The organism is Pseudomonas algeriensis (assembly GCF_048847255.1).
Lineage (GTDB): Bacteria > Pseudomonadota > Gammaproteobacteria > Pseudomonadales > Pseudomonadaceae > Aquipseudomonas.
The window spans coordinates 255,762-279,770 of record NZ_JBKKRK010000008.1; the positions used below are offsets into that span (position 1 = coordinate 255,762).

General features: G+C 58.6%; 14 protein-coding genes. 4 read left to right on the forward strand and 10 right to left on the reverse strand.

The features are described 5' to 3' along the window. Positions 1–44: 44 nt before the first annotated feature. The 3 genes from ACLK1G_RS15020 to ACLK1G_RS15030 all read right to left on the reverse strand — a co-directional run bounded on the left by ACLK1G_RS15020 (position 45) and on the right by ACLK1G_RS15030 (position 3,980). Entirely contained in the window at positions 45–2,057 is a 2,013-nt protein-coding gene (locus ACLK1G_RS15020; RefSeq protein ID WP_420766107.1) for an autotransporter outer membrane beta-barrel domain-containing protein, read from the reverse strand. A 268-nt stretch (positions 2,058–2,325) separates the two neighbouring features. Continuing rightward, positions 2,326–3,162: an amino acid ABC transporter permease gene (locus tag ACLK1G_RS15025; RefSeq protein WP_420766108.1), complete on the reverse strand. Its 837-nt coding sequence runs from the start codon at positions 3,160–3,162 to the stop codon at positions 2,326–2,328. Continuing rightward, on the reverse strand, positions 3,159–3,980 hold the full coding sequence (locus ACLK1G_RS15030; RefSeq protein WP_420766109.1) for an ABC transporter substrate-binding protein: 822 nt from the start codon (positions 3,978–3,980) through the stop codon (positions 3,159–3,161). The genes ACLK1G_RS15025 and ACLK1G_RS15030 overlap by 4 nt, the downstream gene beginning before the upstream one ends. A 113-nt stretch (positions 3,981–4,093) precedes the next feature. Between ACLK1G_RS15030 and ACLK1G_RS15035 the strand changes: the two genes are divergently transcribed. Together ACLK1G_RS15035 and ACLK1G_RS15040 are read left to right on the forward strand one after the other, a co-directional pair. Beyond that, complete coding sequence (locus tag ACLK1G_RS15035) at positions 4,094–4,990, forward strand: homocysteine S-methyltransferase family protein (protein ID WP_420766110.1); 897 nt, start codon at positions 4,094–4,096, stop codon at positions 4,988–4,990. A 685-nt stretch (positions 4,991–5,675) separates the two neighbouring features. Continuing rightward, a complete protein-coding gene (locus ACLK1G_RS15040) occupies positions 5,676–10,970 on the forward strand; it encodes a dermonecrotic toxin domain-containing protein (RefSeq protein WP_420766111.1) in 5,295 nt (1,764 codons plus the stop codon). A gap of 49 nt (positions 10,971–11,019) precedes the next feature. Here the strand turns inward: ACLK1G_RS15040 and ACLK1G_RS15045 are convergent, their stop codons facing one another. Genes ACLK1G_RS15045 through ACLK1G_RS15055 form a run of 3 tightly spaced genes read right to left on the reverse strand, consistent with a single transcriptional unit; the run spans position 11,020 to position 12,789 of the window. After that, the gene (locus tag ACLK1G_RS15045; protein WP_420766112.1) at positions 11,020–11,688 is read right to left on the reverse strand and encodes a GNAT family N-acetyltransferase; all 669 of its coding nucleotides are present in this window, start codon (positions 11,686–11,688) and stop codon (positions 11,020–11,022) included. A gap of 10 nt (positions 11,689–11,698) precedes the next feature. Then, on the reverse strand, positions 11,699–12,145 hold the full coding sequence (locus ACLK1G_RS15050) for a GNAT family N-acetyltransferase (RefSeq protein ID WP_420766113.1): 447 nt from the start codon (positions 12,143–12,145) through the stop codon (positions 11,699–11,701). Positions 12,146–12,147: 2 nt separating this feature from the next. Then, positions 12,148–12,789: an FMN-binding negative transcriptional regulator gene (locus ACLK1G_RS15055; RefSeq protein WP_420766114.1), complete on the reverse strand. Its 642-nt coding sequence runs from the start codon at positions 12,787–12,789 to the stop codon at positions 12,148–12,150. A 102-nt stretch (positions 12,790–12,891) separates the two neighbouring features. Between ACLK1G_RS15055 and pdxR the strand changes: the two genes are divergently transcribed. Beyond that, positions 12,892–14,436: a MocR-like pyridoxine biosynthesis transcription factor PdxR gene (gene pdxR / locus ACLK1G_RS15060; protein WP_420766115.1), complete on the forward strand. Its 1,545-nt coding sequence runs from the start codon at positions 12,892–12,894 to the stop codon at positions 14,434–14,436. Between the two features lie 41 nt (positions 14,437–14,477). Here pdxR and ACLK1G_RS15065 read toward each other — a convergent pair whose 3' ends face one another. The 4 genes from ACLK1G_RS15065 to ACLK1G_RS15080 form a co-directional block, all read right to left on the reverse strand. After that, positions 14,478–19,064, reverse strand: coding sequence for a dermonecrotic toxin domain-containing protein (locus tag ACLK1G_RS15065; protein ID WP_420766116.1), 4,587 nt, complete (start codon positions 19,062–19,064; stop codon positions 14,478–14,480). A gap of 132 nt (positions 19,065–19,196) precedes the next feature. Continuing rightward, positions 19,197–20,297: a polyamine ABC transporter substrate-binding protein gene (locus ACLK1G_RS15070; RefSeq protein ID WP_420766117.1), complete on the reverse strand. Its 1,101-nt coding sequence runs from the start codon at positions 20,295–20,297 to the stop codon at positions 19,197–19,199. Positions 20,298–20,308: 11 nt separating this feature from the next. Continuing rightward, positions 20,309–21,340, reverse strand: a complete 1,032-nt coding sequence (locus ACLK1G_RS15075) for a histone deacetylase family protein (protein WP_420766118.1) — start codon at positions 21,338–21,340, stop codon at positions 20,309–20,311. Between the two features lie 332 nt (positions 21,341–21,672). Continuing rightward, positions 21,673–22,665 carry an AraC family transcriptional regulator gene (locus ACLK1G_RS15080; protein ID WP_420766119.1) on the reverse strand — a complete coding sequence of 331 codons (993 nt, stop codon included), beginning with the start codon at positions 22,663–22,665 and terminating at the stop codon, positions 21,673–21,675. Positions 22,666–23,030: 365 nt separating this feature from the next. On the opposite strand from ACLK1G_RS15080, the gene ACLK1G_RS15085 reads away from it, so the two are divergent. Beyond that, positions 23,031–23,978, forward strand: coding sequence for an IS110 family RNA-guided transposase (locus ACLK1G_RS15085; protein WP_420766120.1), 948 nt, complete (start codon positions 23,031–23,033; stop codon positions 23,976–23,978). The last annotated feature ends 31 nt before the right edge of the window (positions 23,979–24,009 follow it).

Below are 24,009 nucleotides of genomic sequence, written 5' to 3' on the forward strand. Positions count from 1 at the left end.
CGTTTTACCTCGGGGGAGCAGGTGCTCCCCTTTTTTTTTGCCCGTTAGAACGCCATCCGCCATTGCCCGGTCAACGCGCCGTTACGGTTGTCCTGGCCCGTTTCTGCGCTGTAGCTCAACCCCAGGGTGTGACGTGGCGACATGGCCAGGTCCAACCCCGCTTGCAAGAGCAGGCTGTCCCGGTCCAGTTCCACCCCTTGGATGATGTAGGTGCTGCCACCGTTAGCCAGGCGTTGATGGGAGCTGCCCCTGATGTCGCCGTATAGGTGTTTCCAGCCGACATCCACGCGTGGCGTCAACCGCATGCCTTGGTCGAACGCAAAAGGGTGGGCGATACGCAGGCCGAGATCGCTGCTGAAGTGTTCCTGGCTCTGGTCGTGGTATTGCAATGCAGCATCGCCACCTTTTTCTGCATAGGCGTCGCGTTGGTAGCGTTGGTAACCCACCTGGATGTAGGGCTCCATATCGAAGTGTCCGACGTCCAGGTTGTAGCCGACCTGTCCAAAGATCTGTTGTGTTGTGGCGTCGTAGCGACCCTTGAGGTGATCCCTGAAACCATTGAACCCAACATGGCGTTTGGTGCTTCCGTCATGGCTGCCATAAACGGCACCCAGGCGCAGGGCCACTGGCCCGTCCTGGCGCAAGGCATAGGCACCCACCAGCCAACTGTCGAGCGCGCCGTCGAATTGATAACTGTCCAGCCGTGTCTGGGTTTTGCTGCCGATGACGCCCAGGCGCCAATCGGGGCTGACGGCCCAGTCGGTTCCCAGCATCAAACCTTTGGTCGAATGCTTCAGGGCAAAGCTGCCCAATTGCTTGGCGAGGCTGCCGTTGTTGCCGATGGCCTGGACCCAGACCTGGCCATTGCCATGCTCACCCGTCGGGTTGTTCCGGCCCATGGCGGAGAGCATTCCCGAGCTGATCGGTGCGACGCTGCTTAAAGTCGCACTGCCCAGGTCTGCCGTGTCGTAACCGCCCAGTTGGTCGATGGCATCGGCGGCGGTGGCCATGTTGGTACCGAGCAGGGCGTTGATGGCGGCGTTGGGTTTGGGGTTGGCTGCCACTTTCGCGGGTTCGTTGGGATATGACGCGGGATGACGGGTTTGCGATTCTGTGGCGGATATTTGTTCAGCGGGTAAAGCGACGGCGGGGCCAGCCTCCGTTGCTTCGGCATGGTGTTCCACGATACTGCCCATAACCGCTTGGCTATTAACCGTAGACGCGATCTCGTTGGGCACCTTGTCCTTAAGCGCAAGGGTCAATCCTACTTCTCCCGTGGCGTACTCAGGTGTTGCCGTCATCAAGGCCAGTTCGTTGATGACGTTCCCGAACTTCCCTTCGACTTTTTGCGCTTTTATCACGATGTGTTTGTTCTCAGCGATGGACTCGCCCGACAGAGACGTGATCTTCAACGTCGCATTGCCTAACGTCGCGGTACCGCCAACCTTGATCGTGGCGCCGCCTTTCTCCGCGTCGACTCCATAAGCCAGCGTCGCGCTTTTGGACAGCTTGAGGTCATGGGTAACCGAGGGGGCACCCATGACTGGACCGACTTCAATCAAACCCGCCACATCCAGCGCGTCGACCGTCCCGTTGCCGCTGAACGTGCCGTTTTTTCCAACGAACACAGGTCCGGTCACGGTACCTGGGTTATGGAATACGCCAAGCACATGCACCGCGCCCGTTATCTGGCCGGTGTTGGCCAGCTTTGCCTTTGAGTCAACCAGGCTTGCACCGGTGAGCGCGCCACCGTTCGACCATTCGCCTTGCTTGAGGTACAGATCCTTGAAGTTGCCGGTTGGGCCGATTACGCCTCCCTTGCTGACATCCAACTGCAGAACATTGGTACCGCCGCCGCCGTCAGTGGGCCCGAAAAGTTCGCCTTGCTTGCTGACAATCACAAGGTCATTGCCGTCGCTCATCGATAGGGGCGCTTCCTGGGCCTTGATGACCGGTTCGATGTTTGTATCCGGCGCCGCCGCGAACGCCTTGAGCCTCGCCTGCATCTTCGCGGTTGTTTCAACGGGGCGGGCGTCCTCGGTAACTGATTGGGCCATCGAAACCTCGGCACAGCCGAGGGCCAAGGTTATTGCCAAGGCAAGATGGTGGGGCAGGAATAGGTGTTGGGTAGGCATTGAATGCGACCTGTAGTGGAGAAGGTCGCACTTTAAAAATTCACCGAAAGCGGCGATGCCAGCCATCTTCTCGCCGCAGAGGCGAATTGGCGGATGAAGAGCGTAGGCCGGTCGTGCTCGGTTCCCTCCATCGTCGCGATGGCTGGCGGAGCCTGTAGCTTTACCCTACAGCAGGTTCATACACGATCGATCAGCTGCGCTTTAGATAAGCCTTTCCATAATGCCGCTCCATCCGCGCTTGAATCAGCTCCAGCGCAATGGACATCAGCCAGTAGATAATCGCGGCCGTGGTCAGCATTTCGATATAGCGATAGCTGGAGCGACCATAAGATTGCGCCAGGAACATCACTTCCCAGACGCCCATCACCGAGATCAGGGAGGAGTCCTTGAGCATGGAGATGAATTGGTTGGTGGTCGGCGGGATGATGGTGCGCATGGCCTGGGGCAGGGTGACGCGCCAGAAGATCACGGTTTCGCCCATGCCCAGGGCGAGGGAGGCTTCGCGTTGGCCGTGGGGAACGCCGAGGATGCCGGCGCGGAAGATTTCGCTCAGGTAGGCGCCGTAGTTCAGTGACAACGCGATGATGCCGGCGGCAACGGCGCCAGGAACGATGCCCAGCTGGGGCAGGCCCAGGTAGATCAGCAAAATCTGGATCAACAGCGGGGTGCCGCGAAAGAACGACGCATAGAAGCTGGCGATGCCGAACGCCACCGCACTGCTGGACAGCCGCGCCAGCGCGGTGATGAAGCCCAGGAGTGACGACGCGACGATCGAGCACAGGCACAGGAACAACGTCAGCACCGCGCCCTGCAGGAAGCCGTTGGGGGCCAGATGCAAACCGAGCAGGTTCGGCAGTTTGTCGAGGATGATCGAGAACTTCAGGTCGAAGCTCAGGAAAAAACTGGCGAACAGCACCAGCATGACCGCCCACGTCAGGTACAAGCGTGTGCGAAAGCCGAAGATTTTATGCAGGCGCGACTCAGTCACCGGTGGCGGTAGCTGGACAGGAGGCGGAATGGAAGTCATTGGCTGATGTCGGCGCCGATCCATTTTTGCGAGAGCTTGCTCAGGGTGCCGTCCTGTTTCAGTTGGGCGAAGACTTCTTGCACCTTGCTGTTCCACTCGGCGTCACCCTTTTCGATGGCGACCGAGTTCGGCTCGGCATACAGCGCTTCGCCAGCGAGCTTGAAGCGCTTGTCTTCGGTCAGGCGTGGCTGAGCGGTCACCAGGTTGGTCAGCACCGCGTCCAGGCGCACTCCGGCGCCCAGGCCGAGGTCTTGGAACGCCACGTTATCGGTGTCATACGGGGCGATCTGTACGTTCTCGAACGGATAGCTCAACCGGGTATCTTCCGCGCCTTCAATGACCAGGTTCTTGTTCAAGTAGCTCTCATAGCTGGACGCGCTGGTCAGGCCGACCTTCTTGCCGCTCAGATCCTTGGCGCCATGGATGCTGTCGTCCTTGGCATTGACCACGATGACCGCTGGCGAGGCGTAGTACTGCACCGGGAAATCGAACACCTCGGCGCGGGCCTTGCTCGGTGTCATGGAGCAGATGCAGATATCGTAGCGCCCGCTCCAGCGACCGGCCGCAATCACGTCCCAGGACGGCGTTTCCAGGCGCAGCTTCACACCCAGTTTCTGCGCGACGGCCTTGGCGACGTCCACGTCGAAACCGTCAAGCTGGTTCTGGTCATTGAGGAACGAGAAAGGGGGATAGCTTTCCATCAACACGCCGACGAGCTCTTTTTTCTGTTCGATACGATCCAGGGTGATACCTGCGAGCGCTTGGGAAGACGCAGCCAGCAGACCCAGGCCCAGGGCCAGCAACGGTTGAAATTTCATGGGCGATCCCTGGTTGAAAAAGAGGTTGTGATTGGCGAAAGAGTGCGCATTAAATAGTTATAAGAACTACTCCGGTAGTGAGTATTTTTCATAAGCTTATGAGTGAATCGCATATGGGCGTAGCAACAGTCATTCTCGATGGCGGCATGGGCCGTGAATTGCAACGCCGCGGCGCGCCGTTTCGACAGCCCGAGTGGTCGGCGCTGGCATTGAGCGAAGCGCCCCAGGCAGTGGAAGATGTCCATGCCGCTTATATCGCCAGCGGCGCCAACGTGATCACCAGCAACAGTTACGCCGTGGTGCCGTTCCATATTGGCGAGGCGCGTTTTGCCGCCGAAGGTCAGGCACTGGCGGCTTTGGCCGGTGAACTGGCGCGGCGGGCGGTGCAGGCTTCAGGCAAAAACGTACGAGTGGCCGGGTCGCTGCCGCCGCTGTTCGGTTCCTACCGTCCCGATCTGTTCGATGCGTCCCGTGCAAGTGAGCTGCTGGCGCCTTTGGTGGCGGGACTGGCGCCCCACGTCGACCTGTGGCTGGCAGAAACCCAAAGCTCAACGGTCGAGGCACGAGCCATCCGTGCCGGGATCCCACGGGATGGCAAGCCGTTCTGGCTCTCGTTCACCTTGAAAGACGAGGGCACGGATGAAGTGCCGCGCCTGCGTTCCGGTGAACCCGTGGCGGATGCCGCGGCCGTCGCAGCGCAGCTGGGCGTCGAGACGCTGTTGTTCAACTGCAGTCAGCCGGAGGTGATCGGTGGCGCCATCGATGCCGCGCGGCAGACGTTCGAGCGCCTGGGCGTGAAAATCCACATCGGTGCCTACGCCAACGCGTTTCCGCCGCAGCCCAAGGAGGCGACCGCCAACGACGGGTTGGACCCATTGCGCGACGACCTCGATCCACCGGGGTATCTTCAGTGGGCAACGGACTGGCAAAAGCGCGGGGCCAGTCACCTGGGGGGCTGCTGCGGAATCGGGCCGGAACATATCGCCGTCCTGGCCCAACGATTGGGTTGAGTGATGTGGCGGTTGGCCGAGGAATTGGCCGACCGCTTTTTCACCCGCGCTTACGATTTCCTACCCAACGCGGCAGCGACGCCATACATATGTATGTCAGCGCTGCCTCGCCGGCACGATAGGTTTGCGGACTTTCCAATCAACCCTTGGACAGTCCAATGCTCCCCGAACCAACCGATAAACCCAGCCCTTTACCGAGCGTCCGAGCAGGCTTTGGCAGGTGCATTGGTGTACAGCCTGATAAGCGAGGAAACCCGTGCCCACCAACTGCTTATGGGGGCTTATGCGGTGAACCAAGGGGAAGCCCAGCAATTTCTGCAGAGCTTTGGGTTTTCAGGCAATCGGGCCGAGCATAGCCGTTTGAGCTTCGCACGCCACGTGAGTCATCGAGGGGAAATACCCGAATGGGCCTGGCAGTATGCCAAGAGGGGGCGACGCCCGAATCCCTCGTTAAATTTCTGGCCAAGAGGCTTGCGCCAAAAACGGAATGATCCAATCGCCATCACATGGCTGACTCGCGAGAATGTCTGTCACAGTTGCTCATGCGCAGCAGCCTCGCAACGCTACGGAAACTTACGTTCACATATGTATATAGCAGGGTCAGGTTGCCCATATATATGTATGGCTTCACGGCGGTGGCGGGAGGATAGGGTCTGGGTTCTTTAATCAAACAAACGGACCCTCCATGACCCTTTTGCTTAACGATGAACCAGGCGTGCCGCGCCAGGCGCCGCCCGTCACCCTTGCACCCCTTGATCCATTACCTGACGGCAATGCATTCGAGCCGCACAAGTTTGCCGATCAGTGGTTGCTGGAGTTGGGATTGCTGGGCGCCACACCGCTTCGTGTGACTTACCAGGAAGTTGAAGCAATCGATTCGGCTGCTGAAAATAAAACCGCATCGGTTCCCTTGCGTGTCGCTGTCACTCAGGGTTTTCTCAAGGCCTATCAAAGCGAGCCAATTGCCGCCTACGCGGCTTTTCACCGATGCGAGGATTGGATCGAGTATCCCCACAGAAGCCATATGAAGCGGGATTTTTCGGCACTTCGTATCGACGGTTTTGTGCTTCCAAGAAACCTGTTGCAGAAGTTGCAAGCAGGCGTGCCTCCGGGCTACAGGGGGCCTGGGCTCGCTTTGGAGGCCGACTCCGTCAGTCAAGGCGCCTCGCTGGCCCCTCAGGAAGAAGCTCGCCATAAACAGCTGAAACGTCTGGCCACCCATAAAGCTGACCTGAATCGTTTGTTTGCAGGCTTGCCCACGTTCGACACGGCGTTGAAGAATCTGCTGGTCGATTCGATCAGGAAAAAAATCGAGCCGGACAAATTCCGTGGCGCAGCGCGACAGGCGATCGACCCGGACAATTGTTATGTGAATCACTTCACGACAGATTCGCTTGGGGCGCGCTCATTGGTTTCTTCATTGAGTTTCAGCGAAGTCATGATGGACTGTTTGTCCACTGATGAGTCTCCTGTATACGCCCAGGGAAGCGTGGGTTTTTTCACTCGCTCGGACACGGTGCAAGAGACCGACAGCCTATTCGTCGACCCGGTGGATGCGCATATCCTGACGGTCATGACGTCGGCTTTCCATATCGAGAACCCTACAACCAATAACCACCTGAGGCGTCAGTTTCTTGATGACCTGGCCGCATTTCGCACGAAGGAGACCCTGAGAGACGCGCTCGACCCGGTTATCCCCTCCACCGCGCAAGATGAGTTGGTCCTCAGACTTTCCCAACGATTCCTGTATTTATTGGATTTATACAAAGCCGATCGAGATCCCACTGCACGGCTAACCCATGGGGAGCGGAACCTGCGCAATGACGAGGATCGCCTGCTGAGCATCATCACGACCCACCCTTCAGAGGCGGCCAGGGGAAGTTTGATGAGGAAAGAGCATCTTCCCCATGTATATAAGGTCATGCTTGAAATGGAGGGCGACTTGTCGCAGAAGTGGCCGGCCGCGATGGTGATAAAGCAACGTGACCAGCCGGCTTTATTCCTGTACTCCATGGAGAGGGGTATAGAGCGGTTCGATGAGTTCCGGGAGTTGGTGAATTCGGTAACCCCGGTCTATCAAGGGCAGGAGCGCAAAATCAAAAGTATTGATCAGGCGCTTCCTGAGCATGTTTTCGAGCGGGCAGCCAAAGACCTGCTTGATCTTCAGTACGCGTCGTTACAAGCCGTTCTGAAAGCACCGGAACTTGTGCAGTTCGATTTGGCCCGCTTTGCTCTGGATGCTGAGAAAGCGCTGGAACTGCCGATGCTGGCGCTCGACGGTGTGCTGGTTGCCCGAAGCGAAACCTTGCTCAAAAACAGTCGCCCGGACGCCTACAGAGCCGCGACGGTTGTACACAAACGCATCTATCGCATCTTGGAAGAGCAGGCGCTGACGGCTGAAAGTGAAATTGCCAAAAGACGCGTTCAGACAATATCGGAATTCAGTCGCGAAAAAATCGTCGCCTATCTCCGGGAGCAACTGCACAAGGAGATTGATCCCGATCCAGACCGGACATTGATTACCTTGTTTCAAGGTCGCGCCTGTACGTTGAACGACTCGCGACTGACCAGCTTGACCCAATTGATGATCGACAATACGCGCCCTGCGCAGTACCCGAATGCAATGAAGGAAATCCGGCCGGTCTATCTTGTCGATAAGGACGGCCAACCGATCAGTCACCCGCTGACCCGTCTTTTGATTCTTTTAACGGGGCCTGAGCTTGCCAGGATGGCGACGAGTCTTGATATCGGTGACCGTTACGAGACGTACCTCAAGGAAAAGATGAATGCGCCGGACTACAAGGAGGCCTGGTGGGATGCTTACCTGGCCAATATGTCCCTCAAGGGCTACGAAGCCGTCCTCAAAGGTGATGTACTCAAAGAGACCGCGACGGATGTCAGTGTCCATCCAGCACGCACCGAAAAACGGGTTGTTCTCTGGCAGGATGCGGTTATCCAATCATCGAAGGCAAAGGATCGCGTAAGAGTACAGGGAAGGGAGGTACATGTTTACGGTCTGCTGCTGGGCGGGACCGTAGGCGCGGGAGGACAGCACGGCACCTTGGGCAACGCGACCAGTGTCGACGGTGTGCTGATTTTTTCAGATCAGGACGGGCCGACAATACAGGGAACCGTTGGCGTCTATTTTCCGGACAGTCCCGGTGGAGATGATCTGCATGAGTTTGCCAATCTCAATGACGGTGTCGCGGATCTTCTACAACGGGAGGAATGGCAGGTCTATTTCGCTTCCCGCATCGCCACCAACAATCCTCAAGAACTGAAGCAGATTTTCGGGACGCGAAGCGGTCGACCCTTGGCGCGTGGCTCGTTGATCGGCGGCGATCTGTCTGAAGCGCTCCATGGGGCGCATGTGAGATTTCGAATTGCCCATGCCGATCATCGTTCCAACAGCAACCGCAACATCCTGCACCAAACCATTTTCAACCTGACCGTGATGGCGTTCGAAACGCTCCTGGACGTGGTTTCGTTTCTGGCACCCGCTTACGCCGCGTTGCAGCTGTACTTGATGGTCGCCAAGACCGGCCAAATCCCGCTTCACCTGAAAATTGTCAAATATCTGATCCGCTCCGGCATCGCGCCGCGACCTATCGGCGGTGCGATGGGCACCTCACGAAAAAGATCGTTTTCCCGGGAGGTATTGGCCCGTCTAAACCAACAGGAAGAACCGATTGGGTTGCCATTGGAACAAGCAATCTACGGCCCCTACGCGGTGAAGGATGCAACGGTTATACGAGGGCTGACCCCGGACGCTGGTGGGTTTTACCGCGTTACCGTTCGAGATGCAGCGACAGGCGTCGTCACCGCTCGCCCAGTGTATGTGCGACAACCGGGGGCAATGGTGCTCCGCGTGCACGACAGTACGAAGCTGAACGCAGCCGAGGCGACTTTGGTCGATCCAGTCTCAGGGTCGAGTATCCGCTCCAGTGGTGTGATGAGGAGCACCGTGGCACGCATGCCAGATGGGGAATGGCGTGCGGTCGGGTTCGGCCGCGGAGGTGGCGGGGAACGTCCTACGCGGCAGGGCCCCTCAAGTTCGAGAACGGGTGGCCAGACGCTCGAGGACATGATCTCTGTGCTGGAACAGCCCGGCCAATGGGATTTTCTCCTGATGGATATCGTTCCCGAACTCGTGCCCCATATTCCAGGCTGGCCGCAGAACAGGGGCTTGGTCATCATGGATGTCAGGCCCGGGAGGCTCCCTTCCACCTTGCGGCTCTCGCGCCAGGCAGGCCCTGAACGTTTGTCGAGCAGTCCGGATTACGCCACGGATGTCGTGGTGAGACGGTCGAGCGACAACCACTATGATCTGGTCCAGGCAGATCGTGTCATCACAATTCGAAGCACCGGTGACTGTTTCTTCTCGGCTGTTACCCAGGGGTTGGACGAACTTGAGGGGAGGGTCGTTTTCACCCCAACAGAGTTGCGCCTGGCGTCGGCAGGATACATTCGCCAAAACCTCGAATCGTTTCGCCATTTGGAGCTTCAGGACACCTCCCGCCCAATGCGGCAACCGGCTGGTCAGAGCGAGGAGGCGGTCGCGAAGGCGAAACAGGTGTTAGCGAAAACGGAGGCCACGCTTGAAAATCTCCTGGGCAGGGAGACCGTGGAAGTTTTAACGAGCCTGATCGCTGGCGCCCGCAACCCATATAAATTGTTTGGATCGCCTCGGCTACATCTGTCGCTGCGTGCAGGCTTGACAGCCGTCGGTGTCTCCTCGTCGGAGCTCTGGAGGCAAATCGAGCAACTGACTCCGGCCCGGCCTTTGTATGGACTGGCAACCTCTTTCACCCCCTACACGCCCGCCGAAAGAAGCGTTGTCGAGGAGCTCCTGGATATGACGCTGGTCAGCCGCGTGGGTGGGAGAACGATCGATCTTCTGGCCAGGGATGGCTATTTTCAGTTGAACCGGGATTCGATTCATATCTTGCTTGAGTACGGCGTCGATATCGACGAGTGGCATAAGTTCTATCCGAAGAACCCGAAAGCATATATTCCGAGCAGCGAGGCGGCTGCCGGGGATGTGCGGGGGCTCCTTAACGGCAGGGAACTGGTACACCCACATCAGTTGGCCGAGATCGCCAATACCCTCAAGGTAAATCGGGGCGAGGGGAGCCTGATCAATGAGTTGATAGAGTTCTTTCGTTATAAAAAAATGGTCGGACGGACCGTCGGCTTGCTTCGAGGTGCGCTTCGCAACAGAAGCAGGTTATTGGCCAGGGCTGAGCGAGTTCTGGTTTCTCGCGTGATCGCAACCAATCTTGGCGGTGCTTTGCCCGTATCTGTATTTTCAAGGTGGATAAGTCATCCGTCCCTCGGTTCAGCGAAGCTGGATTTTATTGCCAGGTATGCCGACACCCGTGCTCAGGAGCTATTGGATACCGGCAATATCGATATCCGGTGGATCCACTTGTTCACGGACAAGACGCTGAGAAATATCGAAATGCATTCAGGATCTCTGGCGGCTTTTATCCGTTTCTTGGAGCCGGCAAGCGCCAGAGATATCGGTATGGCGAGTATCGCCAAGCTGCTAAGCGGATCTGATGGCGTTCCGTCGAACTCCAGAATCGTTATGCTGCTCGACATCCCTAACTTGCTGGCTAATCTGACCAATAATTTTACCCGCGAAGAGGCCAGGAGTATTTGGAGAGAGTTGATCAGCCCGTACTACAGTGACTTGAATATTTACGACGCGCTTGGGCAGGTTCGCCCATTGAACTCCGAAGCGAATTTCACATCGGCATTGATCAATGCTCTGCAGCAGGATGTGGCACGCGCGCATCAGCTGATTGACAGAGTCTTTGCCGATCCCACGACCTCGGCGCAGGTACTGAATCATCTATATCGCTTCGACTTTACTGCGAGTCGAGCGGAACACAGTCTTTTGATGTTTGCCGAATACGTGGGTTGTTATAACCGGATACCGGACTGGGCATGGCAATACAAAATATATAAAGAGTGATGCAACGATGGCTATCGCAAGGCCACCCGCGATAGCCATCTGCTCTTGCTCAACGGCAAGCAGCCAAGCTTCGGACCTGCCCGCCTTCGCGTTGATTTTCTTCGCTCAGCCATCGTTCAAATGCCGCTCCGATCGCCGGCCACTCCGAATCGAGCATCGAATACCACGCCGTGTCGCGATTCTGGCCCTTGACGACCATGTGCTGGCGGAACACCCCCTCAAACGTGAAGCCCAGCCGCTCGGCGGCATATTTGGAGCGGGCGTTGCCGTTGTTGCACTTCCATTCGAGGCGACGGTAGCCGAGGGCGAACGACTCCTTGGCCAGCAGATAAACCGCCTCGGTGCTTTTCGGCGATCGCTGCATCGGCGCGCCAAAAGTGACGTGGCCGATCTCGATGCGGCCGTGGGCCGGCACGATGGACATCAGGCTGAGGATCCCTTGCACCTCGCCGCTGGCACGGTCGATCACGCTGAAAAAATACGGGTCGGTGTTGGCTGCATGGTTGTCCAGCCAGGCGTCGAAGTCGCCACGAACCTTGAAGGGACCGTAGGGCAAGTAGTCCCAGAGTTTCGGATCGGCCCCGGGGCCTTCGAGGGCTTGCCAAAGACCCTCGGCATGACGCGCCGGGTCGAGTTTTTCCAGGCGGATGAATCGCCCTTCGAGCAAGCGCGTAGATGGCGCCGAGACACCTTTCCAATCGGTAAGCGGGGTCGACATGCAGTGCTCCTTACAAGGCTTTGCGAAATTGAATGAAGCCTGGGCGTTCGGCGATGCGTTCGTAGAGTTGGATCGCGGTCGTGTTGGTCTCGTGGGTCAGCCAGTGGACCTTGGCACAACCGTCGGCCTTGGCCGTGGCATAGACGAATTCGATCAATTGCCGACCAACACCGGTGCCCCGACTTTGCTCGGTCACCAGCAAGTCCTGCAAGTAGCAGGAGTTCTCTATGCTCCAGTTCGAGCGGTGGTAAATGAAATGCACCAGGCCCACCGCCGTATCGCCGTGCCAGGCGAGGGCGCCGTGGGTTGGTTCGCGATCGTCGAGCAGGCGCTGCCAGGTGCTGTGGGTCACCGCTTCCGGCAGTTCGGTGTTGTAGAACCGTAGGTAAGCCTGCCATAGCGGCAGCCAGGCAGCGTGGTCTTCAGCAGTGACGAGGCGGATCTCGGTGTGGCTCATGTTCACTCCTTGGTGGATGCATCAGGCATCAGGCGTGAGAGCGCCTGATCTTGCGGATCGGTGCTCGTGGCGAGACCGTTGCGCACTCCGGCGATATCTTCGGGGCTGCGGTTTTGGCTGAGCTTGCGTTTGCCTTCCAGGCGCTGGATAGGCAGCGAAAAACCAACGATGGCCTTGAGCATCGCTTCGACGTACTCGGCCGGTGCATCATCGAGTTTCCAGGGTTGGGCGCGGCCGGTTTCGTGACGTTCGGTGAGGGCGCCGACTACTTCGCGCAGGCGATGGGCGTCGCTGAAAACTTCGGCTGTGCCATAGGCGTGTACGGCCAGGTAGTTCCAGGTCGGCACCACTTTGCCGTGTTCGGCCTTGCTGGGGTACAGGCCCGGGCTGACGTAGGCATCGGCGCCGGGAAATATCACCAGGGCCTCGGCCCCGGCCTCCAGGTCGCGCCATTGCGGATTGGCCCGGGCCATGTGCCCGCGCAGGCTTCCGTGGGGACCCTGTCGCGTATCCAGCAGCAGCGGCAAGTGGCTGGCCTGTAGGCCGTGTTCACCCTGGGTGACCAGTACGGCCAAGCGGCACTCGTTCATCATTTGATGTAACTGGGGTATGTCTTGGACGGCGAAGGCTTTTGGGTTGTACATGAAAGTTTTTCCTTGGCGAATGCCAGCATCCTAGGCAGGCTATTGGTCTGTTGTAAGAGCCACTCCAGGCCAGTTTGATAGGTCCATTCCTGAGGCTGTGTGATGAACAACCCCGTGCCGCCGCTGTCGTTCAACCCCGCTGGAATCGAACTGGATCGCCGCCACGGGCTCAGCCGGCAGCTTTATCAGGCATTGCGGGCCCGCGTCCTCGATGGTCGCCTGGCAAGCGGCACGCGTCTGCCAGCTAGCCGCGACCTGGCGGCGGCCTTGTCCATTTCCCGCAACAGCGTGGTGCGTGCGTACGACCAGCTCTATGCCGAAGGTTTTATCGAAGGACGCGTCGGTGACGGAACCTATGTGGCGAATCTGTCCGCAGTGGCGTTGCCGCTGAAGAAATTATCCACAAAAGCATCCACAGGCTTTTCAACAGGCTTACCCACAGGTTTATCCACAGAATGGCTCGATTTACCTGTGGGCCCATCCAGTAAAGTTATCCACAGCGACGCGCTGCTACGTGTCGAAAAGCATCATCTGGCCCAGCCGCCGGCGGGACCACCGCGTGCATTCCGGGTGGGTGTGCCGGCCTTCGACCTGTTCCCTTTTGATGTCTGGGCCAAGCTGAACGGGGCTTTCTGGCGCAAGCCGGATCTTCAACAGCTGTGCTACGGCGATTCTCAAGGAGACGAACGCTTGCGTGGCCTGATTGCGGCTTACCTGCGCAGTTCGAGGGGCCTGCAGTGCACGGCTGAACAAATTGTGATCACCAGCGGCGCGCAGCAGGGCATCAGCCTTTGTGCACAGCTATTGGTAGATCCCGGTGACGTGGTGGCGGTGGAAAACCCAGGTTATCGCGCTGCGGGGCATGCGTTTGCGGTGGCTGGAGCCGACGTCCGAGGCGTGCCGGTGGACAGCGATGGCTTGGATTGCGCGGCGCTCGCGGCGTTGAGCCATTGTCGGCTGACCTATGTCACGCCCTCCCATCAATACCCGACCGGGGTGGTCATGAGCCTTGCGCGACGGCTGGAGCTGCTGGGTTGGGCCGAACGCAACGACGGCTGGATCGTCGAGGACGACTACGACGGCGAATACCGCTACAGCGGCGCGCCGCTGGCGCCGTTGGCCGCGCTGGATCGCCAGGGTCGGGTACTTTACGTCGGCACCTTCGGCAAGGTGGCGTTCCCGGCCCTGCGCCTGGGTTATCTGGTGCTGCCGCCGGGCCTGGTCGACGCCTTCGCCCGACGACGCGCCGTGGATGTGCGCCACTCCGAAGTCAGCACCCAGGCCGTGATGGCCGAGTTCATGGCCGCCGGGCATTTCCAGCGACACATCAGGCGCATGCGTCGGGCGGCCCTGGCTCGGCGGGATGCGTTGTTGGCGGGTTGGCCCAAGGCTGTCGCCGGTGTTGGCGCCATGCCCACGGTCGTCGCCGGGCTGCATGTCACGGTGCCCGTGGACAGCATCGAGCGTGAACGGGAGCTGATTGCCAAGGCGGCCAGCGTCGGCGTGGAGATCAATGGCCTGAGCGGCTATTGGTTGCCTACCACGCCTGCGCAGGTCCGCGCCGGGCTGGTGCTGGGGTTCGCGGCAGTCCCGCCCGCGGCGATCGGCACGGCGCTGGCGAGCCTGGCTAAGGCCTGGGATGTCTGACGGCCCGCGGCCTGGACATCAATCGCAGGCCAGGCTCGGCTTCATGGCCGTTTCTTTGGAAAGAACACCTGTATGGCCTGATCCACGGCAATTTCGCTGCGGTAACGATCAATCAATTGACGTTGATTCAATCCATCCAAGGAGATGTCTGCCATACCTGACTTGACCTGTTCCGGGGTTTTCAGATGTGCCGAAAGAAACTTACGGTCGCTCCCCCAAAAGGTGGAGTAGTGAAAGTCCGCGAACCATAGCGGCTTGCCGCTTTGCTTGTCCTGTATTTCGTACCGGTCAAGGTATCTCTTTCCCTCCGGGGGCTTGATGCGCTTTCGGTTGATTCGTTTAGTGACGTGGATGAGGTTTCGTTCGTTTAGCCAAGTGACGCCGCTCATGTTGGGCGGGCTTTGTTTGATGAGCCCCAGTACGGTGTCGTATTCCTCGGCGCGTAGCGCCGTCGCTTCGCTCTTGAGTTGTAATTGCAAGGATTCGGCCGAACTCCGTTCTTCTTGCGCAAGTTCGACCGTTTCGTTCCTGGCCCGGTCGAGCGCTTTTTCGATTGCAATGGCGATTGTATCGAACCGGCTCGCATGGGCACCCATGATTAATGAAATACCGGACGGTGTACGGTCTGGCTGCTGCAAGTCATTTTGGACGTGTGTTTTGAAGGCAGAGAGTCCTTTGATCAGGGCTTTGCCTTTCTTGACGCTGGTTTTCAGGGCGGGGACCGCCGGGGACTCGTTGGACTCAATATGGGGCACCCATTCACCGGTTTCCTTACGGTGGAATAAAGCAATCATTTCACCGGATAACGGATTCCTCACCTCGACCCAATCTGTTTCTTCGTACGAGCTGGACACGCGCGCCACGCCGCTGACGACTCCCCAGAAGCGGCCTCTGATGAATTTTCTCCTGGAGCGCGGGCGTTCCTCATACAGGGTCAGCGATTGTCGTTTATAGCTTCGCTCGTCGAGGGCCTTGGCCAAATGACGCAACGCGCGTTTCTTGGCAACCGTCATTCGATCACGCAGACGGTTGAGTTGTTGAGTGTTAGCACTGTCCTGGTATTCGCTCACCATGTAGTCCAGGTGCTCTTCGATGGCCGTGAACTGTTCCGTCAGGCTGCCGAGTGCATCGATTTGTTCGTCCAGCCGAATCTTGGTTGTTTCATCGAGCGCCTCGCGCAAGGTTTGGAAGGCCACCATCGCATTGTCGACCAGTCGGTCAACTTCCAGCCAACCTTCGGGCATTGTTTCAATGCTGTCGAGGGTCATGCAGAGGTGGCGATACATTCCCAGCTGAAGAAGCCGTAGATCGTCGCTTGTGTAGGAAGGCATTTTTCTACGGTAGTCGCGCACAAACTCAAAGCCTCCGAGTCCCAGTTTCTTGAGCCTGGAAAAGCGTGTTTCCATATAATCCAGGCGCTCGATCATGTTGTCACCGAGCTGAATCATGCTGTTGGCGGCATCGACCTGTCGTTGTTCGCGTATTTGGAAGCGAGGGGTGTTCATCTCCCTCGCTTGTTCCATGGCAGGCAGAAATCGTTCCTGCAATATGTCCATGTCCGCGAAAGTGAAATTTATTTGCGCGTTCAAGTAGCCAATGCTCACGCGGGGAGCGTCCGGCCTGGCCTGGAAGACTGGCCATTCAATCAACGCGTTCAGCGCTTTTTCATAGTTTTGCCGCTGCGTTTGCAGGGCCAAACTATAAACCTCACCGAAAAGTTCCCGGGAATCGGCCGATGCCCGCTCCATGTTTTGAGCACCGATATTCAGCGCCCATTCGTTATACGTTCTGCTTTCTTCAAATTTATTGAGTTCGGCAAGCAATTCGATGTTGCGGCGTTGTGCCGCGACGACGACTTTCTGCCTGACGCCTTTCGATCCGCTGCCCTTTAATCGCAAGCGACTATCGATTCTCCACTGGTCACGCTCGTCCCGGAGCAAGGGGGGGCCGGAGCGTGTGTCCTTGATGATGCTGACCTGCTCACCCTCGACGCTGACTTCAAAACACTGGCTCGCCAGCTTTGCGTACCACTTCCCATTTTTCGGGTAGAGGCCTTTGAACACGCCTTCGCTCTCGGGTTGCCCGAGGTTATCGGGCGCATCGATGCTGAAGCTAGCGAGAAGCCCGGCGTGACTGCCGGATTTACCCATCAAGGCGCCACTGGTATGGATGAACTCGTAGTGCTCTTGTGACAGTTCTTTTTGCACGAGTGGCGAAAGTGTCTCGATGCTTGGTTTGGAAAGTGGTGCTGGCACATTTTGTTTCGGGGCTACTTCAGGCGCTTGTGTTGGTCGTTCGCGGCTGCCTGCTTTGGAGCGATCGATAGCAATATTGACCACGCCTAACGCCACGTTTAACAGCAAATCCACGACGGCCTCCCACTTGGTCTGGTCCTTGCGCTCTCCGTCGTCCTGCGCTAACCGTTCCAAGTCCTCCAGTATCTGCCAGAGCCAGGTCGCGGTGTTCGCCGTGGTGCCGAGATAGGGCAACGCCAGATTGAAAATCAACCACCCCGCCTGTTTGAACGACTCCCAACGGCTCTCGCTGTTGGAAACCGATTGTTTATCGGCGAGTGTCACCAGGGCGTTGGCGTTGGCCTTGAACAACAGCGGCATGAAATCGGCTCCCAAGGATTCGTCGCTTAAGGTGATGGGCCCCGCGTTGGCTAATGATGTGATGGGGGTCGCCACGAACTCCAAAACGGCCCAGGGCGAAGGCAGAGCGCCCGGGAAAACCAGTCGGCTGTAAGTGTCCCGCACCCCATCGGGCAGCCACGCCAGTACCGATTGGCGCAACGTGGCTGACTGCTTGATGGCATAGAGCAAATTGCTGAACGAGGGGAACTGGCACAGCTGCGGTTCGAGTAGAGGGCGGTAGAGCAGACAGGGGCCGGCGCTGGGTGTCTGCGGGCCGATCACAAACATATTGGCCACGATGTCCTCGGAAATACCGAGCTGCCACTCTGGCACGAACGCCAGCTTGCGCAGGACAATGGTTTGCCCGTCAACCTTGCGGTCGGCTTCCAGCGGCTCCATCAGCGCCGCGACGTAACGACAGCCGCGATCATCGATATCGCCCAACCCCTTCAATTTACTTTCCAGCGCAAGCAGGGGCAGTTGTATGCGTAGCTGTGAACTGAACAGGCGCTCTCGACGGGACGATTGCGTTGGATCGTCGAGTAGTTTGCGTTTGATCAGCTCTGGATAGACGCGACCGATATCGACCTGGGTAATAAGGCGCTCAAGGTAGTCCACCGTCACCCATTCGGGGAGCTCGGTCCCGTCCACGGACTTCACGGTTTTGTTGCCCTGTGGAAGCGCAATCAGGTTTTGCAAGGCGAGATCGATTAAGTTGAACTCGGTTGTGTCGAATTTGAACGGAACGACAAAGGTCCCCCAGACCACCGGGCTTGTTATCTCGATGACGATTGTTTCCGGTTTCAGAGTCGAAACATCGCTGTGGTCGGATTGCATCTGGGTTTTCAAGGCATTTGACGCGTAGTCCTTGATCGAAGGGATATCGTCCAGGTAGGTTTCGCCGGCGTGGGAACTGCCCAGCGCCGACAGGTTTTTCATGTATTGAGCGAACAACGTCTGGTCGGCTACTGGTGCGTTGCGTAACCAATCGGGTATCTGCTGCTTGAACCACGCCTCGCCTGGTCCGACCGCGATTCCACTGATGGGTATTTCGGGCTCAGCAGCGACAGCGTCCGACTCCGCACGAGGGTTTCCGAGCACCCTGACCTGCACACCAATAAGTCCACAGGCCTTGCTGTCGAAAATGTTTGCGCGCGGTTCATAGAGCCGCCAGCGTATCGCGGTGGTGGGGTGAGAGAGCGATAGATGATCGGTAAGGGACTGGCCCAATGCGTCACGTGTCTCGAACTTCTCATAACCGCTGTACAACGAGTGCGTAAGGATGACCTCCTTGTCATCGATCTGACCGATCAGGACGACCAGCGAGTTCTCGTTCAAGCGAGTGACCTGAGTGCCAGCGACTGCATCGACGTCGACCAGGTACGCGTGGCTTTGGAATTTATCCTTTCGGTCTTGCGGGTCGGGGTACAGGTAAAGTTGCCTGGCCATGGCACATTCGTCCGCCGTCCAGCCCTTGAGTTGCCGCACGTCCCAGAATTTGCGCAATGTATTGGACAGCTCATGCCAGCGGGCACCGTAATGACCGAATGGCATGTTCCAGTAAGCCAGTTGTTGTTCCTGATTGGCCTTCAACATCGCGGGCGCCAGCTCATTGATCAACCTTCCGATCTGCTCGATGCGCACCGGCAAATGCACTTCGGGTTCGGTAATCGGCAGCCGGGTCAGGAAGTGCAAACCCTCAATCAACAAGGTCGGATGTTCCTGGTCGATCTGATCGGCCAGTAAGTTGCTCAGTGACTCATAACGGGTTGGCAACGCTACGATTTCGCCGCCGACGATGTCCCAGGCCGGTTCGGCGAGGACGGTTGTGTAGGGGTCCAGGTCCAAGGACGGATAAAGGTCCTTGAGCGCACCTTGCAGGAGTCCGGCGGCCACTTCCGGGTAGGTGGGGCCTGCAAGCAATTGGTTGAGCAATGCTGCCTTGATGCTTGCTTCGGACGTAGGGCCTGTGTCAGTCGAGTCGAGTGTCATTTGCGTGTCCCTCCTTGAACATGAAAACCCGAAGCCGAACGCTTCGGGTTTTTCATGCTAGGGAGGCACGGACTGGGGCAGGTGGTAACTATGTATAGGCCGACGTATGACCTTGGCGCCGATACGACGTGGTTACTGGCCGGATTTGATTCGCGTCCAGGCTCGCGTGCGTGCGCGCTCGGCATCCCTCGGCAACGGTTGAAGCGTATACAGCGTCGCCATGGCCGCTTCGGTCGGGTACAGGTTGGAGTTGCCGCGGATCGCTGGGTCGACGCTTTCGGTAGCGTCTTTGTTCGGGTTCGGATAACCGACAAAATCACTGATCGGCGCGATCACCTGCGGTTGCAACAAGTAATTGATGAAGGTGTAGGCGTCGTCCGGGTTTTTCGCCCCTTTAGGAATGGCGAGCATGTCGAACCAGATCGGCGCGCCCTCCTTGGGCAGGCGCATGTCCACCGTCACGCCGTTCTTGGCTTCCTTGGCGCGGTTGGCCGCCTGGGAGAAGCTGCCGGAATAACCGACGGCCACGCAGATATCGCCGTTGGCGATATCCGCCATGTATTTGGAGGAGTGGAAATAGGTGATGTAGGGCCGAATCTTCAACAGCAGCGCTTGGGCCTTGGCGTAGTCCGCCGGCTTATTGCTGTTGGGGTCCAGGCCCAGGTGCTGCAAGGCCAGGGGCAGGATTTCCGAGGGCGAATCGAGCAAGGCCACGCCGCACTGCTTGAGCTTGCTGATGTTTTCTTCCTTGAAGATCAGGTCCCAGCTATCCACCGGCGCGTTTTCACCCAGCGCGGCCTTGACCTTGTCCGGGTTGAAGCCGATCAGGATGGTGCCGTACATGTAAGGCACGGCGAATTTGTTGCCTGGGTCGTTGGCCTCGATCAGCTTCATCAGCTTGGGATCGAGGTGGTTCCAATTCGGCAGCTTGCTGCGATCCAAGGGCTGGAACACCCCGGCTTCGATCTGCTTGGCCAGAAACACGTTGGACGGCACCACCACGTCGTAGCCAGCGTTGCCCGTCAGCAGCTTGGCCTCCAGGGCTTCGTTGGTGTCGAAGATGTCGTAGATCAGCTTGACCTGGCTGTTCTGCGCCTTGAAGTCACCCAAGGCCTTGGGCGTGATGTAGTCGAACCAGTTGTAGACGCGCAACGTGCGCTCCTCGGCCTGAGCGGCGCCACACAGCAGCGCGGCGCACAGGGCCGGGGCCATCAAACGCTTGAGTCTGTTCATGCTGTTGTTCCTCATTGGGCGCTTTGGAAACCTTCAAGGACGTTCACGGCGTTGATGCCGATTTCTGCCACTGCGTAGCCGCCTTCCATCACGAACAAGGTCGGCTTGCCGAGCGCCGCGATGCGTTTGCCCATCGCCAGGTAGTCCGGGCTGTCGAGCTTGAATTGCGAGATGGGGTCGTCCTTGAACGTGTCCACGCCCAGGGACACGACGATGACGTCGGCGTCGTAGCGATGGACTTCGCCGCAGGCTTGTTCCAGCGCGGCGCTCCAGGTTTCCCAACCCGAGCCCGCCGGCAAAGGGTAGTTGAAGTTAAAGCCCGCGCCGGCACCTTCGCCGCGCTCATCTTCGTAGCCCAGAAAGAATGGGAACTCGGCCTCCGGGTGGCCGTGGATCGACGCGAACAGCACGTCGCTGCGCTCGTAGAAAATCGATTGGGTGCCGTTGCCGTGGTGGTAGTCCACGTCGAGGATCGCAACCTTTTTGTGCCCCTGGTCAAGAAAGGCCTGTGCTGCGATGGCGGCATTGTTGAGGTAGCAATAACCACCCATCAAGTCGCTTGCAGCGTGGTGTCCCGGTGGGCGGCACAACGCGAAGGCGCTACGGGCGCCACGCTGGATGTGGGCCTGGGCGGTGAGGGCGACCTGGGCTGCGCTGTACGCCGCTTGCCAGGTACCGGCGGTAATCGGCGCTCCTCCATCAAAGCTGTAATAGCCGAGCTGGCCGTGCAGGCTGGTCGGGATCACCGAGCGCAAGGTGCGGGCCGGCCAGGTGTAGGGCAGCAGGTCACCGTCGCGATTGAACTCGGTCCAACGCTCCCAGGCGCCCTTGAAAAATTCCAGGTACGCCGGGCTGTGGACACGCTGGATCGGCGCGAGGCCGAAGTCCTTCGGCGCCTCCACCGGCCCCAACGCCCGAGCCTTGACCCGCTCCAACACATGGTCGGCCCGGGACGGCATTTCGAAACAGGGCATCAACTGCCCATCCATCAATTCGCAGCGTCCGTGGTGCAGGTGGTGATCGTCTGAGTAGATCGTCAGCATTCTTGTTCTCCGCAGGGCTGATTCGTTGGAACACAGTCTTGCGGCGCGAAGCGTTTCGGAGAACGGCAGGAGAGGCCAAAAGGGGATCGAAATGGCCAAAAGGTTTGACCGTAAATCGCCCCTTGTTGGCGCGGGTGTGAGCCGATTCGGGGCGTGGACGGGTTCGCAGTTTCACAACCCGTGGCGAGGGAGCTTGCTCCCGCTGGGGGGCGAAGCCGCCCCAACCGATCCAACGCGTTTCTATAGATAATCCGCGTCAGCCGGTTTGCGACGGCTACGCCGCCGAGCGGGAGCAAGCTCCCTCGCCACGGGGATCGTGTTGAAGCCAACTTTCACGCCCTGAACCGACTCGGCGCCACGCCGCTCCAGCGCACGAAGGCATGGCGAAAGCTCGCTGTTTCACTGAAGCCAAGCAGTTCGGCGATCCGGTAGATCGGCAGCTGATCCTCGCAGAGCATCTGCTTGGCCCGCTCGAAGCGCAGTTCATCGAGCAGTTCTTGATAGCTGCAACCCAGGTCCTTGAGGTGCCGACGCAGGGTGCGCGCCGAGCAGTTCATTTGCTCGGCCAGGCCTTCCAGGCCCGGGGCGGCGTCCAGTTGCGCGCCGAGCAGTTGGCGGATTCGTCCCAGCCAGGCTTGGCGGCCGGTGAATTCCGTGTTTTGCCGCCGGCAACGTTCGGCCATGGCTTGATGGGTGATGGGGTCGGCCAGCGGCAAGGGTTGTTCCAGCCAGTGGCGATCGAAGGCGAAGGCGTTGTCGAAGCTGTCGAAGCGCACCGGGCAGTCGAACAGGTAGGCGTAGCGCGCCTGGTAGTCCGGCGCCGAGTGTTCGAAGCGCGCCGCGCGCAAGGGCAGCGGGTGACCGAGCAGGTCGTTGCAGATCACCTTCAGCGACACCATGCAGAACTCGGCGTTGAACACCGCCAGGGCCGGGTTCTCCCGGTAGTCGCCGGCGCTGAGCCAGATGTGCTCGCCGTCGTCCTCCAAGGCCAGCTCGAAGAGTGTTCCCAACAGCGCCGGGTAGCGCAACGCCAGGCGCAAAGCGTCACCTAAGGTGGCACTCGTGAGCAGGGCGTATCCCAGCATGCCGTAGGAAGAAACGTGCATGTTACGCCCCAATTCCAAGCCAATGTCGCGCTTGAGGGCCACGGCGTTGGCACAGACCTGCATCTCTTGGTTGGTGGTGATGCGCGTGTCGGCCCGGCTCAAGTCCGCCGTGCTGATGCCGCTGCCGGCCAGCAATGCATCACTGGGCAGGCCATCGTGCTTGAAGGCATCGAGTACCAGGGAGACGGCATTGAGGGTGGTGAGGTGGGAATGCAACATGGTCCGTTTCCAGCCTGGGGAGACGGGAGACGGAGCAAGTTGTATGCCGGCCCAGGACCGCAAAGCGGCCACTAAACCTTGTGGGAGCGAGCTTGCTCGCGATGACGGTGTGTCAGTCGAGGCAGACGTCGACTGGCTGCCGCTATCGCGAGCAAGCTCGCTTGTATGGTAGGACTTGAAGGGAGGAGGAGGGACAAGGCTCGATTCTGACTGTTCGCGCAGTACAGACCGTGGGAGATTTCACCCCTCCTCCTTTCACCCAAGCGCCGATAAAGAATGCATCTGGCCTAGACCGACGATAGGAACAAGCCTGCGCCTCTGGGTGAACCCTTCAAGTGTTCAAACCTTAGCGCGGAGGATTTTCAATGGCAATGCCGGTTTCTGTCGCAAAGCCGATCGTGGGGGTTGATGTCGCCAAAGATGAGTTGGTGATTTATCACGCAGAAACAGATCGACTGCAAGCGATCCCCAACACCAAAGCTGCGATCAAGAAGTGGCTCAAGGAATTGCCTGCGCCAGTGGATGTCGCCATCGAGGCCACCAATATCTATCACCAGGACTTCGCCGACCTGGCTTATGCGCAGGGCTGTGTGATCTACATGATCGGCGGCTACGAACTCAGCCATTACCGCAAAGGTGTGAAAGTTCGCGCCAAAACCGATGCGCTGGATGCTCGGTTGTTGGCTCGCTACTTGAACAACGAAGGCCACCAGTTGCACCCGTGGACCCCGCCATCGCCCCTGTATTGCCGGCTTATAAGCCTTTTCCGGCGCCGGGCAGCCTTGGTTCAGGCGCGTGTCAGCCTCAAGCAAAGTTGGTCGAACGAACCGTTGCTCAAAACGGCCTTTGAGAACCAGATAAAGGCCATGCAGCGACTGGAAATCTTGCTTGAGAAAACAATCCAGACGCAATTGGATGCAGCCGGTCTGGGCAGTCAGCTCAAGCGCTGCATGAAAGTCGAAGGAATCGGGCTGTTGAGCGGTGCGCGTTTACTTACGTCGTTTCAGCGTGGAGATTTCAGAAATGCCGATGCCTTCATCGCTTTTCTAGGGCTGGACCTGCGCATATCGGACTCGGGAAAAAAGAAGGGACGCCGCTGCCTGTCTAAGCGAGGTGACCCGGAGGCGCGCCGATTGATGCACAACGCCGCGATGTCGGCGAGCCGCACAGCGGCGTGGAAGGGTTTTTATGGGGCTTTGCGGGCTCGAGGGCTAAGCACAACCGAAGCATTAGTGGCACTGGCCCGCAAGCTTGCCCGAGTGGTATTCGCCCTGTTGAAGAACCAGAGCGAATACTTACCAAAAGGCATCTAAGGGCTAGCCATGCACCATAGAATCTCCCACA

Bases quoted from the DNA above. Each gene is read 5' to 3' on its own strand.
- ACLK1G_RS15020 (WP_420766107.1), bottom strand. From the start codon at position 2,057: ATGGCCCAATCAGTTACCGAGGACGCCCGCCCCGTTGAAACAACCGCG.
- ACLK1G_RS15025 (WP_420766108.1), bottom strand. From the start codon at position 3,162: ATGACTTCCATTCCGCCTCCTGTCCAGCTACCGCCACCGGTGACTGAG.
- ACLK1G_RS15030 (WP_420766109.1), bottom strand. From the start codon at position 3,980: ATGAAATTTCAACCGTTGCTGGCCCTGGGCCTGGGTCTGCTGGCTGCG.
- ACLK1G_RS15035 (WP_420766110.1), top strand. From the start codon at position 4,094: ATGGGCGTAGCAACAGTCATTCTCGATGGCGGCATGGGCCGTGAATTG.
- ACLK1G_RS15040 (WP_420766111.1), top strand. From the start codon at position 5,676: ATGACCCTTTTGCTTAACGATGAACCAGGCGTGCCGCGCCAGGCGCCG.
- ACLK1G_RS15045 (WP_420766112.1), bottom strand. From the start codon at position 11,688: ATGTCGACCCCGCTTACCGATTGGAAAGGTGTCTCGGCGCCATCTACG.
- ACLK1G_RS15050 (WP_420766113.1), bottom strand. From the start codon at position 12,145: ATGAGCCACACCGAGATCCGCCTCGTCACTGCTGAAGACCACGCTGCC.
- ACLK1G_RS15055 (WP_420766114.1), bottom strand. From the start codon at position 12,789: ATGTACAACCCAAAAGCCTTCGCCGTCCAAGACATACCCCAGTTACAT.
- pdxR (WP_420766115.1), top strand. From the start codon at position 12,892: ATGAACAACCCCGTGCCGCCGCTGTCGTTCAACCCCGCTGGAATCGAA.
- ACLK1G_RS15065 (WP_420766116.1), bottom strand. From the start codon at position 19,064: ATGACACTCGACTCGACTGACACAGGCCCTACGTCCGAAGCAAGCATC.
- ACLK1G_RS15070 (WP_420766117.1), bottom strand. From the start codon at position 20,297: ATGAACAGACTCAAGCGTTTGATGGCCCCGGCCCTGTGCGCCGCGCTG.
- ACLK1G_RS15075 (WP_420766118.1), bottom strand. From the start codon at position 21,340: ATGCTGACGATCTACTCAGACGATCACCACCTGCACCACGGACGCTGC.
- ACLK1G_RS15080 (WP_420766119.1), bottom strand. From the start codon at position 22,665: ATGTTGCATTCCCACCTCACCACCCTCAATGCCGTCTCCCTGGTACTC.
- ACLK1G_RS15085 (WP_420766120.1), top strand. From the start codon at position 23,031: ATGGCAATGCCGGTTTCTGTCGCAAAGCCGATCGTGGGGGTTGATGTC.